This is a genomic window from Sorlinia euscelidii, from assembly GCF_036452135.1.
GTDB lineage: Bacteria > Pseudomonadota > Alphaproteobacteria > Acetobacterales > Acetobacteraceae > Sorlinia > Sorlinia euscelidii.
In genome coordinates this window covers 110,752-133,535 of the sequence record NZ_JAWJZZ010000005.1, presented here as the reverse complement: position 1 = coordinate 133,535, position 22,784 = coordinate 110,752, and the positions used below count along the sequence as shown (strand labels likewise).

The following is a 22,784-nucleotide window of genomic DNA, read 5'->3' as shown; positions in this document are numbered from 1 at the left end:
GACGGGATGCCCAAATCATCCACCCTTATTAAAAGCCAGACGCGTCAGTCATTGCAGCGTCAAGTCTTTCATCGCGCATTTTCGGAGGTTGAACGTTGGGACACGGATTATACGGATCGGCCGCGCGTGACGCTGGACTATCTTGAGTCGCTGGTTGACCAGGATGACGAGATGCGGGATTTCTCGGTCGCGGCGCTGATCCGCTGTCTTACACGCGCGGTCTGAAAAGGTCGGTCAACAACAACAGCTTGACGATGACTTCAGACTGAAGCAGCGCGTGGACGCCGTCCCGACGTCGCGCCCACGCCTTGCATCCTCTCTCGACGCTACAAAACCTGCCCGCCCTTGCCGCACTCTGGATGCATCAGCCCCCTGGGACTTATAAGGGCATCGGATGAAATAGAAGGCTGATTGCCGCCTCACTTCAATTGAGTCGCATGCACCGCGACCCGATGGACGGATGTCTGACGCGGCGACGCATGACTGCGCCGCCATCATTTTTCAGATACTGTCTGTGACCGGCATATTGACCAATGCCTTACCCGTAAATTGACGATGCTCAAGATCGTTCAGAAATTTCGGCAAGTCATCAAAACGGCGCGTCACCATTTCTTCAGGATGGAGAGACTGCGCCGCCAGACATGCCAGCAGGCGCTCCCCCGCTTTCGTGAGATCATGCCAATCCGCGTCATCGCCAAACGTATGAAGGCCGTTGATCGTCACTTCATGCATCGACGTTGCACGCGTGAAAATCGGGTCCGGCCATGTATCCAGTCGGCCAAGGATGCAGACAATATGTCCGTTCGCCTTCATGGCCGGGGCGAGATTGACGGCATAATCCGCACCGACCGTATCGATGACGGCGTGATACTGATTTCTCAGTTCCGACGCGAAATGATCATCTGATACGGCGGTGCCGGGAAGGCAATGTTGCGCGCCAAGGGTGCGCAGGCGCTCCCAATGACGTTCATGGCACATGACGGTGACGGCAAAACCGCGATCAGCGGCAAGTTGAACGAGATAATTCCCGACTGCACCCCCGGCGCCCGAAACCAGAAGCTTCGCGCCGACGCGGACGGGCAACTTGGAGAGGGCCTGCCACGCGGTGAGAGCCGGGCATGGCATACTGGCCGCCGTGCCAAAATCCAACGCATCCGGCATCACCATCAATGCACGTCCCTGGATAGGCGTGTATTCAGCAAAGCTGCCGGGGCGAATAAGATTTTGATGATAGGCAACGCGACGCCCGACCCAGGCCGGATCAAGTTTCGCACCGACTTCCACGACGATTCCGGCGCCATCGACACCGGGAATGTGGCCGGGCTTCATGGGCGCAATGCGCTCGCCAAGGGCCTTCCAGTCAACCGGGTTCAGCCCGGCCACGTAATTGCGCACGAGGACTTCATCATCTGCAAGTTGGGGTCGGGATACGTGCCGCATTTCCAACGCGAGCGCCGACGTCCCTTCAACCCAGCACCAGGCGCGATATTGCGCAGGGACTTTATGTTCTGTCATTTTACCTATCCTTTATCCATACAGGTCGACGCCAAGACGGGGATGCTGGATCGGGTCGCCATGCGGGACATCCTGCCCCATCCATATGAAGGGCACGCGCCCGTCTCACGGTCCGAAAGGACCGTAGCGAAACGCTTCCTGAGGGCGCGTCCTGAAACTTCCAGGGCGCGATGTCCGCTCAGATCTGCACTTTGATCACGAAAGGTCGGGCGCCGACCGCGTGTTTTTCCACCGTGACACATGCCGCATTTTGACCGGTTTGGGAAGCTGAAAATAAAAATATGTTTATGTATTGTTAAAATCTGTCCCCCCAATTGCCGCGGTTTTCAGGCATCAGGCGGGGGGGCCAATCGACGTTGCGCCCGGCGACAGATACGCCGCGTGCCAGGGTGATCAGGCTGTGCGATGCGCCATGACTGGCAGAGGGCGATGACAAACGCCGGATTGTCCTTCCCCGCGTCATTGAGCCAGTTCGCGACCGAATCCTGGACATATTTATGTGTCTCAGTCTGTAAAGGGTTCAGTAAGGGCAGGATCGGTGACGGGTCACGCCGCAAAGCGGGAATATGCCGGGTCCAGACACCGCGCGGCCGCAGAACTTCAACGGCGAAACGCCTTATATTCGGGTCCGGGTCACGCACCCAGGGGGTGAGCGTGTCGATTGCCTCCGCAAGGCGCGCGGCGAGCGCGGGGCGAACGGCCATCCACGCCCATTCCCGCACACCGAAATGCCGGTCAGCCGCGAAAGGCCGGATGGCGCGACAAAATCCGCCGGCAGTCTGCGGCGCTTCTCTACTGAGCGCTTCGACCGTCGCATAAGCCGCAAAGCCGCGGACTGTGTCACTGGCGTGGGATTGCAGGGCGCGGATCTCCGCCTCTGAATAACGCGACCCGATCAGCGTCCCGGCACGCCGCATGCGCGACACAAATCCCTGATTCTGGAGATCCAACGCGGCAATGTCGGTTGGAGGGAGGCCAAGGCGTTGGAGAAGGCGCGCCATATCGATCGCCAGCATATCTGCGAGATGACGCGTTTCAGCTTTACCTTCCTGGAGTGCAGCGAAATGCGCGGGCGGAATAATCATCGTCACGACAGGCCAATCCCCCAACCGGAAATTTTTACCACATGGAGACGGGACAGCGAGTCGCGCCGTCTCAACATGATTTTACCATCACACGGCGCCATAGCGATTCCCGGCCCGGCTGGCTGCGGCCCCGGCGGCAAAATCGACGATCACCGTCAAATCCCCATCTTTCACTTTCATGTGGCGCGGCTGAAATCGTCCGTTTTCTTCGGCGTCGGATCAGTATATCTTTGAGAAATTGTAGGAAGGAATAATCATTTGCTACAATCGAGAGACATACCACAAGAAAACGTGCGGCAGATTTTTGCCCGAAGATTGCGTGCGGAGAGAGATGCACGTGCCATTACACAGAAGCAGATTTGTGAGAGGACCGGACTTGGTCAGCCATTTATTTCAAATGTCGAGAGAGGGAAAATCACGATCAGTCTCGATAATGCCGGGAAGGTGGCGGCGGCCCTCGGCCTGCCACTATATAAGCTTCTCGAACCATGTGGGCATGGGAGGGGTGGCTGATGATGACATTGTCGGCCCGGGCGTCACGCCCGGGTTTTGATGAAAATGAGGCGGGTCTTCTTCCGTTAACGCGCCCAGATGCGCCGCATCACCGCCTAGAAAACGGTATTGACCGCAAATTGTGGGGCGACATTCATATTGGTATTATGGCCAGCGACATAAATGGCGCAGCCGGCAATAATGCCGAAGCGCGGCGACCAGCTGAATTCCATCGCCGGCGCGACCTGCCAATCAGATGAGGAGGCCCCTTTTGTGTTGACGGTCCTACCATTGCCATCGACACCGCGCACGCGGGCACCATTCGCCCAGTCACGTGCGAAATCCATCGCGATGACCCAGCGTTGGCTGAGACCATATTCAAGCGAGAAGCCTGCCTGTCCGTTAATGCCCGGGCGGCCCCAGCCGCGAAATCCCCTCTCCGTCCCGTATGAGGTGATATCAACGAGCCGCGCTGAACTGATCGCCCGTCGGAAATTCCCCCAGGCGCGCACGCGGAAATTATGACCATTCGGGAAAATGAACGTCGATTGCTGCACAATCGCGGTACGGAACACCCAGGCCCCGCCCCCGACGCCATCCGTTGCGCGTCCAAGATGTGAATAGTCCCCGGTCGGAGCCAACACGCCGGCAAAGACAGCGACTGTCGGCACGTAATGCTCCGGGTGGGGTTTGACGACCGTCAGAATGGCATCCAGCGGAAGATCATTGAATTTGATGCCGCTTGAGGTCGGGCCGTGATCCTTCCAACCGTAGGACATGGCGGGAAATGTCTGAAGGCTGAGACGGTCCGTCACCCCATATTTGAACATCGTGCTGCTGGTGACGGTGCGCTGATGGGCCGGCAGCGGGAGACGCACCCCATCGGCACGGAAAAATCCCGCTGGCTCCGTATAGGTCATATAGGGCTCGATCCCCAGAATGCCGGCTTTCGGCTGGGCACCTGACGGTGAGACGAGTGAACCCGTATACCATTGCTCATAATGATGGGAGGGTAAACCGCCTTCCGCTTTGGCAAGAGGTATGTCGAGCAGCATGACGAGAACAGCGAGCAGGGCAATTTGCAGGGATTTCATCAGACGAAAATCTCTCATCATCGGTTTTTTCATTCACCAAAGGGGGAGGCAACGCAATTTCAGGTTAACAGATTTGACATTGTTAATGTTAAACTTTGAGGTGCATCAAGCCCGTAACCCCGTTTTTCTGGCATAGTGGTTCATGACGCGGGAACTGTTGCAATTTCGATACAAATATAAATGTGAGATTAAAGTACAGATGGGATGAATCCGACATGATCGCGCCCTTGGCGTTTCCTCTTCATACCGCGTCATATCGTGGCGATCTTTCCATGACCAAAATCCGGCGGAAACTGTAAACGGGGCGTTACACTGCGCCCGGCGCGGTGGAAAAGTTATAGTCTGCTCCGTGCGATTAATCATAAAAGCGCATGTTTCGCTAAAAAATCTGTACGGAATGTTGTGGAAACGGGTTAGAATGGCTCAGGCAACTCAAATATCTCATATTTTGGAACAGGGCACGCCGACCCAAACATATTTCGCCCATCTTGATCCAGGAAAGACAGGTATCGGACCGATGTCTCGCTCAGATTGTCATCCTTCGGAAAAGCGCGCTCATCCGCGCCCAACCATCGCCACCCTCGCCGTCACCCTGCGGGATGACAGCGTGCTTCTCGTCCGGCGCAATAACGCGTCAGAGGCCGCAAGATGGGGCCTTCCCGGTGGGGAAGTCAATTGGGGGGAGACGATACTCGACGCGGCGCAGCGGGAAATGTCGGAAGAATCAGGCCTGACGACCCGGCCACGCCACGCTTTTTCAGCGCATGAAATCATCGAGACCGACGATGCGGGAAATCCCAGTCGGCATATTATTTTTATCGCCGTACTTTGCGCCTGGATTGATGGGCAGCCCGGTGGCGGCGATGATGCTCATGAAGCGCGCTGGTTTCGCCTGGAAGATCTCGCTAATCCGGGTCTGAACCTCAATGCGAATGTCGTTGAAATTGTGCGTCAGGCCGCCGCCTTTCACCACGACCATGCTTTTGGCAGTTCAATGACTGTCGGCGCCTAAATCATGACCCCTTCCAGAAATCGGATCTGAGAGAAAAAGAAGAAGACGCGGCCGAAATCGGAAAATTTTTCCCCTACCCCCTTGACGCGTCAGGACAGGAATAAGATTTCACCCGCGATCTCTGCCTGAAATTGACATTGCCTCAGCAATTCTTTGCCGCCATGAAGGCTATGAGCGATGACGTCACGGCGATGACGTGACGCCGGACCGCTCTCGGTCAAAACTGCGCGCGGTTAAACCAGGCGTTGCACGCCGGGTCTCGCGTGGGGAAAGAAAGAGAGGAAAGATTTGGTACCACACACGCTCATACCGAACCTCCTGACCATCGCAGGCACGGACCCCACCGGCGGGGCGGGTATTCAGGCGGATCTCAAAACGTTCTCGGCGCTCGGTGCGTATGGCATGTCCGTCATCACCGCCGTGGTGGCACAAAATACGCGCGGCGTAAGAGCTGTCACCCCGATGACGCCGGACTGTGTCGCCGCTCAGATTGACGCTGTGTTCGATGATGTGCGTGTGGATGCTGTCAAAATCGGCATGTTGCATAATGAGGGCATTATTGCGGCCGTCGCCTCACGCCTGCGCCATTATCGACCCGCTTACATTGTCCTTGACCCCGTCATGATGGCGAAAAGCGGTGACCATCTGCTTGACCCGAACGCGATCAGCGCACTCAAGACGCAATTACTCCCCGCCGTGACGCTTGTGACACCCAACCTGCCGGAAGCTGCCGCCCTGCTTGGCGCTTTGGAAGCACAATCTGATGATGATATTCGGGCGCAATTGCACGAGTTCTCAAAGCTCGGCGCGCGCGCCACGCTGCTTAAAGGTGGTCACAGCCATGATCCCGCCGTCAGCACGGATTGGCTAAGCGACATGGCGCGCGCCGAGGATGAACCGATTGCCTTCACCTCTCCACGGATCGTCACGCAATGTGATCATGGCACTGGTTGCACGCTCTCTGCAGCCATCGCGGCGCTGCTGCCGCATCACGATCTGATCCGCGCCATTCGCTGCGCGAAAACCTATCTTGATGGCGCACTAAGTGCGGCCAAGGCGCTTTCAGTGGGCCAGGGACACGGCCCCCTGCATCATTTCCATGCAATATGGCCGACCCATCCGGCAGCACGCTGAGACAGATTTTGTCTCCAGAAATGGGCACGACCTGATAATGCGCCTGCACAGAATTCCAGGCCACCCTGCCCTGAAGGACGACACCCTGCTCATGGGGCGCGCCCTGAATGCGGGACATGCAAGCGCGCGCAACAACCTTGAAAAGGTTGGAAAATCGGGGCGCGCACGAGACGTTTAAAATAATTTTTCCAACTAAATCCGGGCAAGCTATTCCCGCGCACTTTATAATGCGCGCCTCACGCAACAAAAAAAATAAGACGGATGTGATTGATGTTAAGAAAAGCAACGTCAGCAATGCTGCTGATGGCAAGCTGTGCGATTAATGCGCACGCCACGACACCCTCCGGTGGATGGACACTTAAAGAAACGAATATCACCGCAAAAGATTACTCACTGCGCATTGATGTCGACCCTGGAGAAAAATATAATCTTCCCGGCATGGCGCCCTCATCCGTCTATTGGGCACAGATGGTCAGATTCAACGAGCCGGAAGAATGGTATAAAAGCCGAACCGGCTACCTTGGCCTGATGCGCGGCGACGGCGTCAAGCGCGCTATCGCGTCCATCTGGGGCGGGCTTGACGCAAAAGCCGGCGCCATTCCTGTTGTGAAATGTAATGAGTTCGGCGCCTGCGTCAGCATCAACGGACCGTATGACTGGAAGGTCGGCCATAATTATCGCCTCCGCATGGAGAAAAGCGCGCGGACGCCGTCCGACGCACAGGGCGTCTGGTGGGAATACACGCTTGCCGATCTGACGACAGGCACAGTCGACATCCTCGGAGAGCTTAAAACACCATTATGGGGTGGTCTGCGCAACAATAACGGCGTTTTTCTGGAATATTTCCAAGGCCCCTTTGATTGCGCCACACTGCGCCACGCGCGCGTGACGATGGGACAGATCAGAGGAAATTACGGTGAAGCCAGTGCGTTGGCTTCCTCAAACGGAAATGCCTATGGCGAGACCGACAATTGCGCGAAGGCAAATATCCTGCCCGGCATGACCTCGGCTGATTATGGCTCGGCATCATGGGACACGCAAGGCACGCTGACGTTGTTGGGAGACAAGTTCAGGGGCCTCCATCAATGGGGCAAATATGAAAACACGGCCAAAAAAGGCATGATGTTTGTCAAAGACGTCACGGCGACGGAGCCTTATATCTTCGAAGCTTTGCATGACGGCAAGTACGGGCCTTTCCCGGTAGAGGGGCAGGATAATACGGATTGGAAGTCGATCGGTGCCGGCTACCCCATCATCAATGACCTCCGTCTACGCGACCAGCGCATCCGTGAATGGAATGAGAGAAAAAATGACGACGTCAAGATAGGCGATTACTTTATCTATCATAATCCTTACAACGGAGATACGGAGTATTTCCAGATCAAGAGCAAGGACGCCTGGTATTACCCGACTGACAAATCAGACAATGACGGTTGGCATTATGTCGGTCGGCTGGCCAAAAAGAGTGACGTGCTCTGGTCCCACGTTCCTGAGCATCAACGTGATACGAAAAACCCTGTTGGTAAAAAAGGTTGGGTCTATAAAGACGCGTCACACGGCGATTATTACATCCTCCGAAATGACGGTCAGTACGGCGAATTCCCTGCCGCTACAGAGGACAATCAGTGGTGGCAATATCTCGGTAAAGCCGTTTAAAAACTGTCTCAGGTAACGCCATAAGTTACGGAGGGGCCGCATCCCCGCACACTTTATAGCGTGTGTCACTGGAGGCGTGCGGCCCCCTTCACCTTCAGTTGATAAGCCGTCTTCATGATGAGACGCGCGTCAAATAATTTTGGAAACGGAACTGATCAATGATAAGGAAAGCGACGTCAGCTTTGTTGCTGATGGCAAGCTGCGCCATCAATGCGCACGCCATCATTCCGTCGGGCGGCTGGACCCTCAAAGACGAAACACCCCAATCAGAAGATTACGCCATGCGGATTGACGTCGATCCGGGCGCGAAAATCGGGACGTCGTTTGACATCCCATCAAATGCTTTTTGGGGAGAGGACATTATTTTCAAGGAGGCACGCGGTGGAAATCTCGGCCTCTCACGGGAGGATGGCCAGAAATTCGCCCTCGTACGGATTTGGGGAGGGCTTGAGGCGAAATCGGGCGCTCTACCATCCGTCCATTGTGATGACACGGATGAATGTGTCGGGCTGAAAGGATTTTTCGACTGGCGGGTCGGGCATAATTACCGCTTCCGCGTTGAAAAAAGTCCACGCACAACATCTGACGCTTCAGGCGATTGGTGGCAGATTACGTTGGCGGATCTGACATCCGGGACAATCTCATTCCTCGGAGAGATCAAAACCGTCAAAACAGATGGCATTGAGCGTTTCAGTAATGCTTATCTTCAATATCCGGCGATACCGGAGGCGACGGAAGATTGCATAAGCCACCGGCACACACGGGCCACTTTGGGCCAGACCCGCGGCATGTGGGGTAGTGTAGGCGCGCTCGCCTACTCGAACGGCATGTCTTACGGCAAGCCGGATGTCTGTGACGCGACCATCCGCCTCCCGGATATGACGCCCAAGGATTACAGTTCCGCCTCCTGGGAGAAAGATGATGCTGTGACGTTGCTCGGCAATAATTTCATGGGGATTCATCAATGGGGTGATTTCGGGAAACAGGCAAAAAAAGGCATGTTGTTTGTCAAGGATCTTTCCGAGGATGAGCCATACATCTACGAGGCGCTGGACGATGGTGAATATGGCATCTTCCCGAGAGAGGGACTTGATAATGATCACTGGAAGTCTCTCGGCAAGGGCTATCCGATCATGAATGATCTCCTCTCCCGCCAACAGCGACTTCGGGAATGGCGCGAGCGTAACGATGATGAAACGGCGATCGGCGATTACTTCATTTACCATAACCCGTATTTTGACGAGACTGAGTATTTTACGCTGACAAAGAAAGGTGCGGGTGAATTCCCCATCGATAAATCGGATAATGATTACTGGCATTATGTCGGACGCTATCCAAAGAAGGATGATGCGCTTTCCTCACGCCTGACCCTGCATTTCCAGGAAGAAAATGGCGGGGAGGGTAAAAAAGGATGGCTCTATTTCGATATGTCATCGGACGGCTTTTATATCCTTCGAAAAGATGGCGCTTATGGGGCCTTCCCGCAAATCACGGGTGATAATGAGTGGTGGCTGTATATCGGACATCATTCCTGAACGGCGCATGATGGGATGAGACCACGTAACGGGGCCGGGTCACGATGCGATACAGGTCTGCATCACGCGGCCCCGCCCCGCAGGATGGGGTGCGAGGAGGTTCAATCATCAATGATGGTGGCTCGCCGGATGATGGCCATTTCCCAGCACGATAGAATTGTCAGCCATACTCTCAACAATTAATAATAAACGGACAGAATAATCATGAAAAAGGTGACGTCGGCCTTACTCCTTATGGCAAGCTGCGCCGGAACTGCCGGGGCCGCGACCCCGTCAGGCGATTGGACGCTTCGAGATTTCGCCGGTTATGCAAAAGATTACGCACTCAGGATCGATGTTGATCCGGGAGAGACCTATTTAACGGAAAACCCGTCCCCGTCTTCCGTCTTCTGGCCCGAATATATCAGTTTCATCGAGCATGAAGAGTATAAGAAAAGCCGATACGGGTTCCTTGGCCTCATGCGTGGGAATGGTATCAAATTCGCCATTGTGACCGTTTGGGGCGGGCTTGACGCCAGAAGCGGCGCCCTTCAGGCGTCAAAATGCTTTGATGATAATCCGTGCGTCAGCATCAAAGGTCATTATGATTGGAAGGTCGGGCATAATTATCGCTTCCGAATGCAGAAGAATGCGAGCCTGGCGTCGGACACCGCAGGCGAGTGGTGGCAGTTCACGCTGGCCGACCTGACAATGGGGACGGTCTCTGTGCTGGGCAGCCTCAAATTACCTTATTGGGGTGGGGTCAGCCCGTCAAACCGGGCCTTACAAACTTATATCGACGGTCCTTATGACTGCGCCTCCATCCGGCATGCGCGCGTGACAATGGGTCAGATAAGGGCCAATTATAATGGCTCCAACATTCTCAAATCATCGAATGTCTCGCTACCGGGTGAGCCCGATCTGTGCGCGAGTGAGAACATCCTCCCCGGAATGAGCGCGGAAGATTACGGAAGCGCCGCAACAAATGATGATGGCACCTTCACCTTTTCCGGGGATAATTTCCGCGGTCTTCATCAATGGGGCCAGTTTGAAGGTGAGGCCCGAAAAGACATGATGTTCGTCAAAGATCTCACAGCGGCAGAGCCCTATATCTTTGAAGCGCGGCATGATGGCAAATACGGCCCCTTCCCGCCGGAAGGTGAGGATAATGAGGATTGGACGTCGATCGGTGTCGGCTTCCCCATCATCAACGACCTCCGTTTGCGCCATCAGCGCGTAAGGGAATGGCGTGAGCGCAATAACCCGGATGTCCGTATCGGAGATTATTTTATTTACCACAACACCCATAACGGAGACACTGAATATTTTCAGCTTAAAATGAAGCAGGGATCGACCTTCCCGATCGACAAGACGGATGATGCTTTCTGGCGATATGTCGGTCGCTACCAAAAAAAAACCGACAAATTATGGTCTTTTTTACCCGTGCGTGAGCGTGACGCGGCACATCCGACGGGGAAAAAGGGGTGGCTTTACAAGAGTTCACTCGGCGCACTTTACCGTCTGCGTCAGGATGGCGAATATGGAGAATTACCCTATTTGCTGGAAAATAATAAATGGTGGGAGTTTGTCGGTTTCTCTCCGTAAAAAAGCCCGCGCAAACCCCGCCCTGCTCATGGCCGGACTTCATCGGGGGACATCCGGCAACGCGTGAAGATGTGCCAGGAGAATGGGGGTATTGTCACCAGGAAGGCCCATCTGAAAGCGCAACCGGGAGGGCTCAGGCTCCTCATTGCAGTTTGACATGCAGCGCCCCCTCCAGACCGACGCCTGCTGAACAAGCTCCCGCGCGCGTTCAGCGACCGGTTCCGGGTCATGATGCAGAAAAAGGGACAGACTGAGATAAACGCGCTCAAATGCGACGAACTGATAATAAGGCAAAGAAAGCAGGCCCGAACAATGTTGAAGAAGATAACAGCGACAATGCTGCTGATGGCAGGCTGCGCATTTCATGCGCACGCCACCACACCTTCGGGTGGATGGGCGCTTAAAGAAAAGACCATTGAGGCAAAAGATTATTCACTGCGCATTGATGTTGACCCCGGGGAAAATACAGTGTCCCCGGCATGGCGCCTTCATCCGTTTATTGGGCGCAATATGTCGCCTTCAATGATGCGGATGGGGGCTATCTCGGCCTGATGCGAGGCGATGGCGTCAAGCGCGCCATCGTGTCCATCTGGGGCGGGCTTGACGCAAAAGGCGGCGTCATTCCTGTCGTGAAATGTAACGAGTCCGGACCCTGCGTCAGCGTGAATGGACCGTTTGATTGGAAGGTCGGCCATAATTATCGCTTCCGAATGGAAAAAAGTGCCCGCACGCCGTCCGATGAGACAGGTGACTGGTGGCAATTCACTCTCGCAGACCTCACGACGAAGAAACTTTATCTACTCGGGGAATTAAAAACCAAAAAAGCGGGGGGTATACGGAATTGGAACCGCGTTTTCCTGGAGTATTTCCAAGGCCCCTTCGATTGCGCGACATTGCGCCACGCGCGCGTGACAATGGGACAGATCAAGGGCAATTACGGAAACGCCAGCGACCTGGCATCATCTGACGGGCGGTCTTACGGTGATCCGGACATTTGCGCGAAAGACAACATCCTGCCCGGGATGACCGCGACTGATTACGGCTCCGCATCATGGGACACGCAAGGCACGTTATCGCTGTTGGGAGACCAGTTCAGAGGCCTCCATCAATGGGGCAAATATGAAAATACGGCCAAAAAAAGCATGATGTTTGTCAAAGACGTCACGGCAACGGAGCCTTATATTTTCGAGGCCCTGCATGATGGCGCGTACGGCCCCTTCCCGGCGGAAGGCGAGGATAATAATGATTGGAGATCCGTCGGGATCGGCTATCCCATTATCAACGACCTTCGCTTTCAGAGAAAAAGGGTGCATGAATGGAAAGAGAGGTATCGTCTCGATATCGAAATCGGGGACTATTTTATTTACCGTAACCCGATAAACCACGACACCGAATATTTTAAAATGAAACGCAAATATCCGAACAGCTTCCCTACGGACAAAACGGATAATGACGACTGGGCCTATATTGGTCGCTACCCGAAACAGGGTGAGGCGCTCTCACCCCATTTAAGTCCCCGTATAAAACATTATCATGATCAGTCATATAAAAATGGCTGGCTTTTTCGGGATGACGACAATCAGGCACTTTATATCGTCAAGGATGAAAATGGCTTGATGAGTTTCCCGGATAAGCCGGGAGATAATGAATGGTGGACGTTTATCGGATATCATGAATAAGCGCGACGGAGGGGCGGCGGATTTCCGCCCCATACCGCGTGATCAGCCGATCGTGAGACGCCGATAATCCGCAATGGACTGCGCGTAAAGCCGCAGCTCTTCCGTCACTTTTTCAGGCGTTAGGACGGAGATGGGCACGCCGATGCCACTCACCCCGGTATTCAGCACGTCAGCAATATGGGGCACATCTGTGCCACCCAGGGCGATAACCGGCATTTGGCACCGATCAACGAAGGCCTTGAGACCACTGCACCCGATCGGCGTCACCCAATCCGGCATACCGGACGTCTCATAAACCGGGCCCGTCCCGATGAAATCGATCAATTCCGGGTCGGCAGAAGCGGCTTCTGCGGCGTTGAATGTTGTGAGGCCGATCAGCGCTTTCTCTCCCAATCGACGACGTGCTTCCGGAATAAGCGTGGCCCGCGTTCGAAATTGGACGCCGCTTGCGCCGATTGCCAGCGCCGCGTCCAGAGATTCATTAACAATCAGAGGGATATGACGCTCATCCAGAACGGATTTCAGCGCGAGACCGGCGGTGATCATGCGAGCCGTGTCGTTGGTTTCTTCCCGAAGCTGTATGGCGGTCGCCCCGCCATCAATGGCCTCCTGCGCTGCGGAGACGACCCGGCTGAGCGTTAAAACGGGAAGATCAAGCCCCACATATAGCGAAAAATCGCATTTCCTTACCACATTTCGCCCCTTGCTTGTTGCTATCCCGTTAAGACAGGGACGTTATCGCATGTTTCGAAACAATTATACCGTCACTTTCAGGATGCGCCCTCCTGACACCACAAACTGCCCTGACTTAAGCAATAACGCAAGTGTACGTGACATTTGAGTAGGATACGCGCCCCACAACGCGCAACCAGGCCTCATGCTCGGAAGGAAATGGGACGAACATCGTCTTTGACTGCCTGAACGTCCAGAAAGTTGAAAATGAGGATCGCATATTATTAGAGCGCAATATTGGTTTGTCGGGACAGGTTTGCGCCATCACCGGCCCGCTTCACTTACTTTATGTTTAAAAAGACGCAATGCATGTCCGGCCTCCCTCACGCGGAGGATGCCGGGCATTAAGAAACAGACGGCGGTCGATCGTCAGTCGAACGACCCGTTCTGCACCATATAGAGGTCGCCACTTTCCCGATAGCGCGCGGCCATGGAAGCAAGTCCTTCTTTCTGGGCATCGGCGCGAATGTCGTGGGAAATTCGCATGGAGCAGAATTTCGGCCCGCACATGGAACAGAAATGCGCCAGCTTGTGCGCGTCTTTCGGGAGGGTCTGGTCATGGAAATCACGTGCCGTTTCCGGGTCAAGGGAGAGATTGAACTGATCCTCCCACCGAAACTCGAAGCGCGCACGTGAGATGGCGTCATCCCGCATCTGCGCGGCGGGGTGTCCCTTCGCCAGGTCCGCTGCATGGGCCGCCAGTTTATATGTGATGACGCCCGTTTTGACATCCTGACGATCGGGAAGTCCGAGATGCTCCTTGGGGGTGACGTAACAGAGCATGGCGGTCCCGAACCAACCGATCATCGCCGCGCCAATCGCGGAGGTGATATGGTCATATCCTGGCGCGATATCGGTCGTCAGTGGGCCGAGCGTGTAAAAGGGCGCTTCATCGCACGTCGCGAGCTGCTTCGTCATATTTTCCCGGATCTTATGCATCGGGACGTGGCCCGGCCCTTCAATCATCACCTGACAATCTTTCGCGGCGGCGATTTTCGCAAGTTCTCCCAATGTCTCAAGCTCAGCGAACTGCGCGGCATCGTTGGCGTCGGCAATTGCGCCCGGGCGCAATCCGTCGCCCAGGGAGAAGCTGACGTCATAGGCGCGGGCGATGTCGCAGATTTCCTCAAAATGCGTGTAAAGGAAGCTTTCACAATGATGGTGCAGGCACCATTTTGCCATGATCGACCCGCCGCGTGAGACGATCCCCGCGATGCGCGGCACCGTGAGCGGGATGTGATGCAGGCGCAGACCTGCATGGATCGTGATGTAATCCACGCCCTGCTCCGCCTGCTCCAGCAATGTGTCGCGGTAGACGTCCCAGGAGAGATCTTCCGCCACGCCATTCACTTTTTCCAACGCCTGATAGAGCGGCACGGTGCCGATGGGCACAGGGGAATTTCGGATGATCCATTCCCGAATATTATGGATGTTCCGCCCGGTCGATAGATCCATCACCGTATCCGCTCCCCAACGCGTGGCCCAGACCATTTTGTCGACCTCCTCCTCCATGGAGGAAGCAATGGCGGAATTGCCGATATTCGCATTGATTTTGACAAGGAAATTCCGGCCGATAATCATCGGTTCAGCTTCCGGATGGTTGATATTGGCCGGGATGATCGCCCGCCCGCGTGCAATTTCGTCACGCACAAATTCAGGCGTGATGACATCGGGGATGGCGGCGCCAAAATTCTGTGCAGCGCGCGCTTCACCCGCCGCCGGCACGGCGCCTTCCATTTTCTGCCGCCCCAGATTCTCCCGGATAGCGACGTACTCCATCTCCGGCGTGATAATCCCGGCCCGCGCATAGGCCCGTTGCGTCACGGCCCGCCCGGCCCGCGCCCGCAATGGGCGGTTGACGACCGGGAAGGAAGGCGTGAGCTGCGCCCCTTTGGCAAAACCATTATCCGCCGCCTGCACGACGCGGCCATCATAAAATTCGACATCACCACGCTTGACGACCCACTCCGTTCGGAAGCGCGGAAGCCCGGATTTGATATTGATCCTTGCTTCAGGATCCGTGTAAGGGCCGGACGTATCATAGACCCGCAAAGGGGGTTCCCCCGCTGTCGGGTGCACATCAATCTCCCGCATGGGCACGTTGATCTGCGCATGGCGTTCTCCCGCAACATAGATGCGCCGTGACGCAGGCAATGGCCCGGTCGAAAGCGGTTGGGGATTGCTAAATTTACCGGATGAAGCCTTGGCGTCATCAGCCTCAATGGCGGCATTTTCAGGGGTTGCGTGCGCGTCTTGTTGGGTCATGGATCGTCCACCTATCGCTTGAGATATGGTCTGGACCCAGTTGCGTGACGATGGGGGATGGATGAGGACATGCGCCCAATGCGGCACCCCTCATGCAGTAACCTTCCCTACGCCAGTATAAACTGGATCAGGTTCAACGGGTCACTGCGCTGCGTCACGGCGTAGCAGTTTCTCAGCCCCTTGTCAGGGCTCCCCCGGTCTTGCCCGCGAGTGTGAGGTGGGACGGGGGCATTGTCAAATGGTTTGGAGGCTTGCGTAATAGCTGCAAGATGATGTATATACATAGTGTCTACAAGCCGGAGATATGTCATGCGATCAATCGTGCGGAAATGGGGTAATAGCGCCGCGATACGCTTGCCCGCGCATCTGCTTGAATCGGCAGGCCTCCTCGTCAATCGGCCAGTGGAAATTTTGAGGGAGGAGGGGCGCATTATCATACAGGCTGCCCAGCCAGAACCATTATCCCTCAACAATCTCGTTGACGCGATCACAGAAGATAATTGTCACGATGAAACAGATTTTGGCCCCGGGATCGGTAAGGAGGTCTGGTGATGGCCGCATGGGTGCCGGATTGCGGTGACATTGTGTGGCTCGCCTTCGACTCCCAGGCAGGATGGGAACAATCCGGCCACCGCCCCGCCATCGTGCTGTCACCCGCCAGCTATAATGGGAAGGCTGGTATGATTTTATGTTGTCCGACAACGACGAAAATCAAATCCTACCCATTCGAAGTCACCTTGAAGGGGGAACCAGCCAGCGTGGCACTTGCGGATCAGATCCGCAGCCTCGATTGGCGCGCCCGACGCGCAAAATTGAAAGGCCGCGTGTCCCATGAGGAACTTGAGGCGATCCGGGCGCGTGTGCGGTTAGTTGTGGGTTGATTGGGCGATGACGGGCCGCGCGGGGTTTTGACCGATTGACAGAATGTCTTGATGCCCGTCGATAAGTGGCAATCCGAAACGTCGGATAGACCTCAAATCAATGATCTGCCCTGATATTGTCAAAGTAATTTGCAAGGACGCCGCAGGTGTGACGGACAGCAAAAACGATACACGTAAGTGCCTGCACCCGACCATCATGTCCTGAGAAACTGGAGCGGGCGATGGGATTCGAACCCACGACCCCAACCTTGGCAAGGTTGTGCTCTACCCCTGAGCTACGCCCGCACTCCGTGGGAATGGTGAATAAGTGATGTTGCCCGCGCTTGCAAGAGCCGAAAGAGAAAATTCTGCGTGATTCGCCCGATAGCTTCGATGCCGGGCTTCCACCTCACCTTTGTGACACGCGGCGCAAAGCTTCCTGAAGCTGAAAAATCGTAAGTGGCGCGTCTGTAAGGTCCATCATGGCGTAACGCAACCCACGCATGGCGGAAAGAAGGTAGAAGCAGTTGCGCAGATGAGGCTGTCCATCCAGCTGGCGGTTCAGCTCCAGCACGGCCGTGCCGGACCGGGCGAAGGCAAGATTGGCCAGCCCGGCCCCATGGGGCGCGATGATGAGTTCCGCCCCGCGGAAAAGCGCGATTTGCGTCGATATGTCCATATCATCAAGACTGACTGTCGCAATCTCCTGCGCCGCCAGCACGTGATCGATGACCGTCTGGTCCTGAGCGGAGATACGCTGATCAGCCGATTGCGCGCGAGAGATAAAAAACCGCTTCGGTAAAAAAGCGACGCGCGGCGTTGTGAAACGGTCAAATTCTGCGTGGACCTGCGGGACACGCAGGTAAAGCTCAGGCATTTTAGGTGTGTGCCACATGAAATAAAGCTGTCGCACCGGATAGATCCCCTGTGAAACCGGCGTCACATAGGGGATCAGACCTGAAACCCGCAATGTCTCATGATGATAGCCGCGTGGCAGGACGGGGCGATGGGGTTCGATGCAGGCTTCCGCGTCCGGCAGCAATATCGGCGTGGCGCGCGGCAGAAAAGGTCGCGCCACGCAGCTTTTGGAAATCGCGTAAAGCAGCCAATGATAATGGTTGGACGTGCTGCGATCAAACCCGGCAAAAGCGTGGCTGAAAGGCGCATGACGCGGAAATGTCGGGAGGGCCATGGCGGGGTCGGTCAGTGCTCTCTCACGGAAACAGGACGGCTCCTCCACGAGTTCATGATTTTCCGTCAGGATGACCCCATTAAGTTGAGGCGCGACGATGAGGAAAGCATTTTGCAACATATAGAGGGAAAGGGTCAGCGGGGAAAAATTCACGAACCCTTTCGCCGCCTCTCGACGGGCATGATAAGGGAGTAGACCCCGGTCAAAATTGTCGAAATCCTGTCCGGTAAAGGCTTCAATTGGCGCTGGGAGCGTTGTTTCAGGACAAATCGCAATATCCCTGCGTTCAAGTGAAAGTGCATCGACAGATTTCGCGTCTGCAAATTGCATGGCCCTGCAACCTCCCCTTGAAATGACCGCGTCGTTTTCCCTGTTTAGACTGCAATTTACGATGCCTCAATTCCCGCAATGCGGACCACTCAGCGTCAGGCAATATGGTGTGAGGCCCGTATTAACCCTTGGACGCTACCCTGCCTGTCGTTTATCCTGACGTGGAAAACAGTGCCGCGGCACTTTCGTGATCTTGAGGAAAGAGAAAGATTATGACGATGTTCATCGGGGGCAACTCGCAGCCGGGCGCGGGCAACCCGACGGCCCAGGGCGGCACGTCATCAGCACCAGGCGCCACGATTGTCGATGCGGACCAGGCAAACTTTATGGCGGAGGCGATTGATGCCAGCCGCGAGCGCCCTGTCCTCGTTGATTTCTGGGCCCCGTGGTGTGGCCCTTGTAAAGAACTGACGCCGGTGCTTGAGAAAGTGGTGACCGCCGCGCGGGGCCGCGTAAAACTTGTTAAACTGGATGTTGAGGCAAATGCCGCTTTGGCCGCCCAGCTCGTGCAGATCGGGCTGCCCCTGCAATCCATCCCCCTCGTCGCAGTCTTCTATAAGGGGCAGGTATTGGACATTATGCAGGGCGCGCAGCGGGAAAGCGACGTCAAGCGTTTCGTTGAAAATATCCTGAAGTCAACCGGCGCGGAAATGCCCAGCGCAGAACTTCTGGCCGCGGGACAACAGGCATTACAGGCGCAGAATGGTGCGGAAGCCGCCGGTCATTTCAGCAATCTACTCGAAGTCGAGCCGGAAAATGCGGAGGGTTGGGCCGGCCTGATCCGCGCCATGTTGCTCCTTGATGACGTGGAAGGCGCCGAAGAGGCCGCATCCCAGGTGCCCGACGCCATTGCGGAGCACGCCGCCATCCTCGCCGCGAAATCCTCCATTGCCGTTCATCGGGAGGGCCGGGAAGCGGCGACGCAACTTGACAGTCTCCGTGCGGAGATGGCCAAGACACCTGATAATAAAGATCTGCAGTTTCAATTGGCCGGTGCGCTCAATGGCGCCGGGGCGCGGCGGGAAGCGGCCGAAACATTGCTGAATCTCATCGGCGCGGACCGGGACTGGAATGAGGGTGCGGCTAAAGCCGAGCTTCTCCGTTTTTTTGAAGCCTGGGGCGGATCAGACCCGCTTACGCGGGAAATGCGACGTGAGCTTTCCTCCATCCTGTTTTCATGAAGGGTCATTTATGAGTCGGAATCCAGATATTTTTGATGAGGAACTTCTCGACATCCTCATCTGCCCTTTGACGCGGACCTCCTTGACATACAATGCCGAAACGCAGGAACTCGTCAGCGCGGCCGCAAAAAAGGCCTATCCTATCCGGGATGGCATCCCCGTCATGCTGCCGGAAGAGGCGCGGACACTGGATTGACAAGGGTCGGAACAGGTCCGCTCCTCTTCGCGCATTGTAACAACGTGTTGACGGCATGATCGCCCATTGCGTCCCGCTTGGGGCGCGGTTATGGCTTCTGCTCCGTATTCTCGGGTCGGCCGAACATCAGGCTGGCATCGGGTATGACGAATTCCGACAACGGTTTCCTCTTCGTTTCCGCAGGTGCCAGTCCGGGAAGCCCGGCAGGCGGGCCGGCGCTTCCATCTGGCGGGATAAACGGATCAAGCGCATCCCAGAATTGACGACGATGATGCGGATTCTGGCCCGGGGGATGGCCGGGCGGGCCGCGCACTGTGATATCGGGTTTGAAGGCTTCCGGTCGCGTTGCCGCGCAGCCACCGAGCACGACCATCCCATAACTTCCGAGTGTCATCCAAACGCGCCTCATTGTCGTATCCTAACAACTCACCGTACTAATCTCAATTGACGGCATGGCCTTTCTCGGGCAGGGAAAATTTCGTTTCAAAAGGAGCACCCCGTGTTTGACCGTCCGATGACGACGAGCAGGAACCGCCTGCGTGCCTGGATCGACAGTATATTCATCGATCATGCCATTTTTCGGCTGTTCTGGACGAATCTCGCCCCCATCATCGACGGGGCGTTTTATCGATGCAATCATCCCACGCCGCGACGATTGCGGCGCCTCAAATCGCGACTCGGGATCAGGACGCTCATCAATCTCCGCGGTCATCGGAAATGTGGCTCAGACGCTTTATCCCGATGGGCGGCGGCGGAACTGGGGATCAAGCTGATTGACATGGCTTTCGAGAGTCGGGGCGCGCCACATAGGGACCGTATCCTACGGTTTCACGAAATTTATCAATCCGTCGAGACGCCCGTGTTGTTGCACTGCAAATCCGGCGCTGACCGCGCGGGGTTGGCAGCGGGGTTGATCATCATGTTCAGAGGCGGAACGGCGTCGGAGGCGCTTCAGCAGCTTCATTGGCGTTTCGGGCATTTTAAACAGGCGCGCACCGGGGTGCTTGATGCTTTTTTCCATCTATATCAGCGTCAGGCGGAGGGACGCCTCAGTTTTTTGGAATGGGTCAAGCATGAATATGACGAGGACGGGCTTCGCGCGTCCTTCCAGGCCGCAAGGCTGAGCAGCTTTCTTACCGACAAACTTCTGCGCCGGGAGTGAAACGATCATTCACTCCGCAGCGGCGGCCTGTTCTGAAAGCGTCTTGACGAGATCCATCACGCGTTTGCGCACTTCAGCATCCGGTATGCGGTAATAGGCACGCATCAACTCCAGCGTTTCCCGCTTGGCGAGGATGTGCAGATCCTCATTGGTCTTGACGCTGTCCGCCGATGCGAAGGCACGGAAACCTGCCGACGTCTCCCGAAAACCGGAGGAATATCCGAGAGACGCGGATTGCTCCACCTTTCCCTGCATATCATCAAAAAAGAATCCGATGGGCACGCGAAGGATCTTGGACATCTCATAGAGTCGGCTGGCGCCCACCTTGTTTGTGCCGCGCTCATATTTCTGGACCTGCTGAAAGGTCAGACCGAGTGCGGCCCCGAGTTTTTCCTGCGACATGCGCAGAAGCATGCGCCTCAAGCGGATGCGAGCCCCGACATGAGCATCAATCGGACCAGCCGCAGACGGGGTTTTTGTGCTTTCACTCATGACTGCGCGACCTGCTTTCCAAGTTGGAAGGGGAGCGGAACTTCCCTTCGGACGATTTTCGCTTCCTAGCATTTCTAATCGTTAGCAAAGCAATAAGAAAGGCCAATAAACAAATAAAGATAGGTATTGATCGACCGTAAATCGCGAATGGCGTTTTTTTTACCGGAGATGGCAACGGTGCAACCAATATATCAGCCTTATCCGGTGGAATCGCCCCAGTCTTCCTCCCTGCCGCGTCAAAAATGGCTGTCAGCCCCGTATTAGCGACCTGCGCAATGGGCACCCCCTCTTCTACAGCACGCAGGCGCACGGCCATTAAATGCTGCCAGGGACCGGCACTGGCCCCGAACCACGCATCATTTGTCAGGTTCAGCATCCAGTCTGGTCGCGGATTTGTGACCACCTGGCCTGAGAAAACAACCTCATAACAGACGAGCGGCGCGACACGCCCCAACTGAGGCAACTGCCATGTACGCAGCCCCGGGCCTGGTCGGAACTGCCCCGGCATAATGTTGAAAGGCAGAAAACGCGGCTGATATTCTCCGAAGGGCACAAGGCGGGATTTATCGTAAATCGCCGCAATCTCGCCATCGCCATCAAGCGCCATCGCGCTGTTATACCATTGGCCCGCATCATCCCGCCGATCGCTACCGATGATCCCCCAACTCCCCTCCGCCTCACGTGCGATCTGTCGGCGGGCGAAAGGCGCCTCGTCCAACAGGCCGGGAAAGCCCGATTCCGGCCAGGCGTAGACGGCAGCGCGGTCAGGGAAAAGGGCGTGCGCGATGGAGATGCCCTCCCGGGTCAGCATCAGGGAGCGTTGCAGAACCTCCCCGCTTTCATCGCGCGAGAGGATATGATCTTCGCTCACATTATTCTGCACGAGGACGAGCGCCGGGTTCTGAACGGGAAGAAGCGGCAGATGATGCACGCGCTCATAACCATATATCGCGATAATTATCCACAATATCGCAACAACATACAGAGACCGCCGCACGCGGAAGAGCGCGGCACTGGTGAAGACAAGGCAGAATGTCAGCCCATCAACACCGATGATGCTGGCAATCTGCGTCAGGACGGTGCCCCCATTGCCGGGAAAGGTCAGGTCCGCCCCCAATGGATTCCACGGAAAGCCGGAAAAGAGGAAGATGCGGGACATGTCGGTGAGTGTCCAACTACCCGCAAAAATGAGGATGCTGCCCCAGCCAGAGGAAAATCTCCGCGCCAACAGGCTCGGCACCGCTATAAAAGGCGCCAGGATCAGCGCACAGCCGGGCGTCGCCAGCGGCACCGCCCACCAGAATTGCCGTCCGCCCATCAGCACGGCATGTGTCAGCCAGTAAAGTCCGCCAAGATTGAGGCCAAACCCGAAAACCAGCCCGCAAAAAGCGGCTTGCCGCCAGGAGGCCGCCTGCCGGGCGCACCCGTAGAGAAGCCACACGCCGCAAATAAGCCCGGGGAGAAAATAAAGGGGTGGGTAAGCTGTCGCGGCGAAAAGGCCGGAGAGGAAGCAGATAAATGCGGGACGGAATCGACGCAGTTTAGGGGCTTTAGGTCCGGACAATTTTTCTGTCGATAAACTGGGGTT

At 55.9% G+C, this 22,784-nt stretch carries 24 protein-coding genes, 1 tRNA gene and 1 riboswitch; of the genes, 14 read left to right on the top strand and 11 right to left on the bottom strand.

Features of this window, described 5'->3' with window-relative positions; genetic code table 11:
* Positions 1-6: 6 nt before the first annotated feature.
* Complete coding sequence (locus CGLAMM_RS10410) at positions 7-225, top strand: hypothetical protein (RefSeq protein ID WP_319806428.1); 219 nt, start codon at positions 7-9, stop codon at positions 223-225.
* A 276-nt stretch (positions 226-501) separates the two neighbouring features.
* Here the strand turns inward: CGLAMM_RS10410 and CGLAMM_RS10405 are convergent, their stop codons facing one another.
* Together CGLAMM_RS10405 and CGLAMM_RS10400 are read right to left on the bottom strand one after the other, a co-directional pair.
* Positions 502-1,515, bottom strand: a complete 1,014-nt coding sequence (locus CGLAMM_RS10405) for a zinc-binding dehydrogenase (protein WP_394819209.1) — start codon at positions 1,513-1,515, stop codon at positions 502-504.
* 326 nt (positions 1,516-1,841) lie between these two features.
* Positions 1,842-2,606, bottom strand: a complete 765-nt coding sequence (locus CGLAMM_RS10400; RefSeq protein ID WP_418115664.1) for a DNA alkylation repair protein — start codon at positions 2,604-2,606, stop codon at positions 1,842-1,844.
* Positions 2,607-2,891: 285 nt separating this feature from the next.
* Between CGLAMM_RS10400 and CGLAMM_RS10395 the strand changes: the two genes are divergently transcribed.
* Positions 2,892-3,113: a helix-turn-helix domain-containing protein gene (locus CGLAMM_RS10395; RefSeq protein ID WP_394819208.1), complete on the top strand. Its 222-nt coding sequence runs from the start codon at positions 2,892-2,894 to the stop codon at positions 3,111-3,113.
* 95 nt (positions 3,114-3,208) lie between these two features.
* Here CGLAMM_RS10395 and CGLAMM_RS10390 read toward each other — a convergent pair whose 3' ends face one another.
* Positions 3,209-4,186: a hypothetical protein gene (locus tag CGLAMM_RS10390; protein WP_394819207.1), complete on the bottom strand. Its 978-nt coding sequence runs from the start codon at positions 4,184-4,186 to the stop codon at positions 3,209-3,211.
* A 517-nt stretch (positions 4,187-4,703) separates the two neighbouring features.
* On the opposite strand from CGLAMM_RS10390, the gene CGLAMM_RS10385 reads away from it, so the two are divergent.
* The 6 genes from CGLAMM_RS10385 (at position 4,704) to CGLAMM_RS10360 (ending at position 11,107) form a co-directional block, all read left to right on the top strand.
* Entirely contained in the window at positions 4,704-5,198 is a 495-nt protein-coding gene (locus CGLAMM_RS10385) for an NUDIX hydrolase (RefSeq protein ID WP_394819206.1), read from the top strand.
* 288 nt (positions 5,199-5,486) lie between these two features.
* Entirely contained in the window at positions 5,487-6,332 is an 846-nt protein-coding gene (gene thiD, locus CGLAMM_RS10380) for a bifunctional hydroxymethylpyrimidine kinase/phosphomethylpyrimidine kinase (RefSeq protein ID WP_394819205.1), read from the top strand.
* A gap of 107 nt (positions 6,333-6,439) precedes the next feature.
* Positions 6,440-6,655 carry a hypothetical protein gene (locus CGLAMM_RS10375; RefSeq protein WP_418115663.1) on the top strand — a complete coding sequence of 72 codons (216 nt, stop codon included), beginning with the start codon at positions 6,440-6,442 and terminating at the stop codon, positions 6,653-6,655.
* Positions 6,636-7,988 carry a hypothetical protein gene (locus CGLAMM_RS10370; RefSeq protein ID WP_418115662.1) on the top strand — a complete coding sequence of 451 codons (1,353 nt, stop codon included), beginning with the start codon at positions 6,636-6,638 and terminating at the stop codon, positions 7,986-7,988. Before CGLAMM_RS10375 ends, CGLAMM_RS10370 begins: the two co-directional genes overlap by 20 nt.
* A gap of 158 nt (positions 7,989-8,146) precedes the next feature.
* Complete coding sequence (locus tag CGLAMM_RS10365; RefSeq protein ID WP_394819203.1) at positions 8,147-9,523, top strand: hypothetical protein; 1,377 nt, start codon at positions 8,147-8,149, stop codon at positions 9,521-9,523.
* A gap of 204 nt (positions 9,524-9,727) precedes the next feature.
* The gene (locus tag CGLAMM_RS10360) at positions 9,728-11,107 is read left to right on the top strand and encodes a hypothetical protein (RefSeq protein ID WP_394819202.1); all 1,380 of its coding nucleotides are present in this window, start codon (positions 9,728-9,730) and stop codon (positions 11,105-11,107) included.
* Positions 11,108-11,146: 39 nt separating this feature from the next.
* On the opposite strand, the gene CGLAMM_RS10355 is transcribed toward CGLAMM_RS10360, so the two are convergent.
* The gene (locus CGLAMM_RS10355) at positions 11,147-11,479 is read right to left on the bottom strand and encodes a hypothetical protein (protein WP_418115661.1); all 333 of its coding nucleotides are present in this window, start codon (positions 11,477-11,479) and stop codon (positions 11,147-11,149) included.
* Positions 11,480-11,586: 107 nt separating this feature from the next.
* Between CGLAMM_RS10355 and CGLAMM_RS10350 the strand changes: the two genes are divergently transcribed.
* Positions 11,587-12,786, top strand: a complete 1,200-nt coding sequence (locus CGLAMM_RS10350) for a DUF3472 domain-containing protein (protein ID WP_418115660.1) — start codon at positions 11,587-11,589, stop codon at positions 12,784-12,786.
* A 42-nt stretch (positions 12,787-12,828) separates the two neighbouring features.
* Here the strand turns inward: CGLAMM_RS10350 and CGLAMM_RS10345 are convergent, their stop codons facing one another.
* Complete coding sequence (locus CGLAMM_RS10345; RefSeq protein WP_394819198.1) at positions 12,829-13,479, bottom strand: thiamine phosphate synthase; 651 nt, start codon at positions 13,477-13,479, stop codon at positions 12,829-12,831.
* Between the two features lie 408 nt (positions 13,480-13,887).
* Positions 13,888-15,783, bottom strand: coding sequence for a phosphomethylpyrimidine synthase ThiC (thiC, locus tag CGLAMM_RS10340; RefSeq protein WP_394819197.1), 1,896 nt, complete (start codon positions 15,781-15,783; stop codon positions 13,888-13,890).
* A gap of 86 nt (positions 15,784-15,869) precedes the next feature.
* Positions 15,870-15,989, bottom strand: a riboswitch (TPP riboswitch).
* Positions 15,990-16,092: 103 nt separating this feature from the next.
* Here thiC and CGLAMM_RS10335 point away from each other — a divergent pair.
* Positions 16,093-16,335: an AbrB/MazE/SpoVT family DNA-binding domain-containing protein gene (locus CGLAMM_RS10335; RefSeq protein ID WP_394819196.1), complete on the top strand. Its 243-nt coding sequence runs from the start codon at positions 16,093-16,095 to the stop codon at positions 16,333-16,335.
* A complete protein-coding gene (gene mazF / locus CGLAMM_RS10330) occupies positions 16,335-16,664 on the top strand; it encodes an endoribonuclease MazF (RefSeq protein WP_394819714.1) in 330 nt (109 codons plus the stop codon). Before CGLAMM_RS10335 ends, mazF begins: the two co-directional genes overlap by 1 nt.
* A 210-nt stretch (positions 16,665-16,874) precedes the next feature.
* Here the strand turns inward: mazF and CGLAMM_RS10325 are convergent.
* Positions 16,875-16,949 (bottom strand) — tRNA-Gly (locus CGLAMM_RS10325).
* Between the two features lie 103 nt (positions 16,950-17,052).
* Positions 17,053-18,165, bottom strand: a complete 1,113-nt coding sequence (locus CGLAMM_RS10320; protein ID WP_394819195.1) for a glycosyltransferase family 61 protein — start codon at positions 18,163-18,165, stop codon at positions 17,053-17,055.
* A 212-nt stretch (positions 18,166-18,377) separates the two neighbouring features.
* Here CGLAMM_RS10320 and CGLAMM_RS10315 point away from each other — a divergent pair, with 212 nt between their 5' ends.
* On the top strand, positions 18,378-19,346 hold the full coding sequence (locus tag CGLAMM_RS10315; RefSeq protein ID WP_394819194.1) for a tetratricopeptide repeat protein: 969 nt from the start codon (positions 18,378-18,380) through the stop codon (positions 19,344-19,346).
* Positions 19,347-19,356: 10 nt separating this feature from the next.
* Positions 19,357-19,542: a Trm112 family protein gene (locus CGLAMM_RS10310; protein ID WP_394819193.1), complete on the top strand. Its 186-nt coding sequence runs from the start codon at positions 19,357-19,359 to the stop codon at positions 19,540-19,542.
* Positions 19,543-19,630: 88 nt separating this feature from the next.
* On the opposite strand, the gene CGLAMM_RS10305 is transcribed toward CGLAMM_RS10310, so the two are convergent.
* Complete coding sequence (locus tag CGLAMM_RS10305; RefSeq protein ID WP_394819192.1) at positions 19,631-19,936, bottom strand: hypothetical protein; 306 nt, start codon at positions 19,934-19,936, stop codon at positions 19,631-19,633.
* Positions 19,937-20,041: 105 nt separating this feature from the next.
* On the opposite strand from CGLAMM_RS10305, the gene CGLAMM_RS10300 reads away from it, so the two are divergent.
* The gene (locus CGLAMM_RS10300; protein WP_394819191.1) at positions 20,042-20,704 is read left to right on the top strand and encodes a fused DSP-PTPase phosphatase/NAD kinase-like protein; all 663 of its coding nucleotides are present in this window, start codon (positions 20,042-20,044) and stop codon (positions 20,702-20,704) included.
* A 9-nt stretch (positions 20,705-20,713) separates the two neighbouring features.
* Here the strand turns inward: CGLAMM_RS10300 and CGLAMM_RS10295 are convergent, their stop codons facing one another.
* Positions 20,714-21,196, bottom strand: coding sequence for a helix-turn-helix domain-containing protein (locus tag CGLAMM_RS10295; RefSeq protein WP_394819190.1), 483 nt, complete (start codon positions 21,194-21,196; stop codon positions 20,714-20,716).
* Positions 21,189-22,760 carry an apolipoprotein N-acyltransferase gene (gene lnt / locus CGLAMM_RS10290; protein WP_394819189.1) on the bottom strand — a complete coding sequence of 524 codons (1,572 nt, stop codon included), beginning with the start codon at positions 22,758-22,760 and terminating at the stop codon, positions 21,189-21,191. The genes CGLAMM_RS10295 and lnt overlap by 8 nt, the downstream gene beginning before the upstream one ends.
* Positions 22,761-22,784 lie beyond the last annotated feature (24 nt).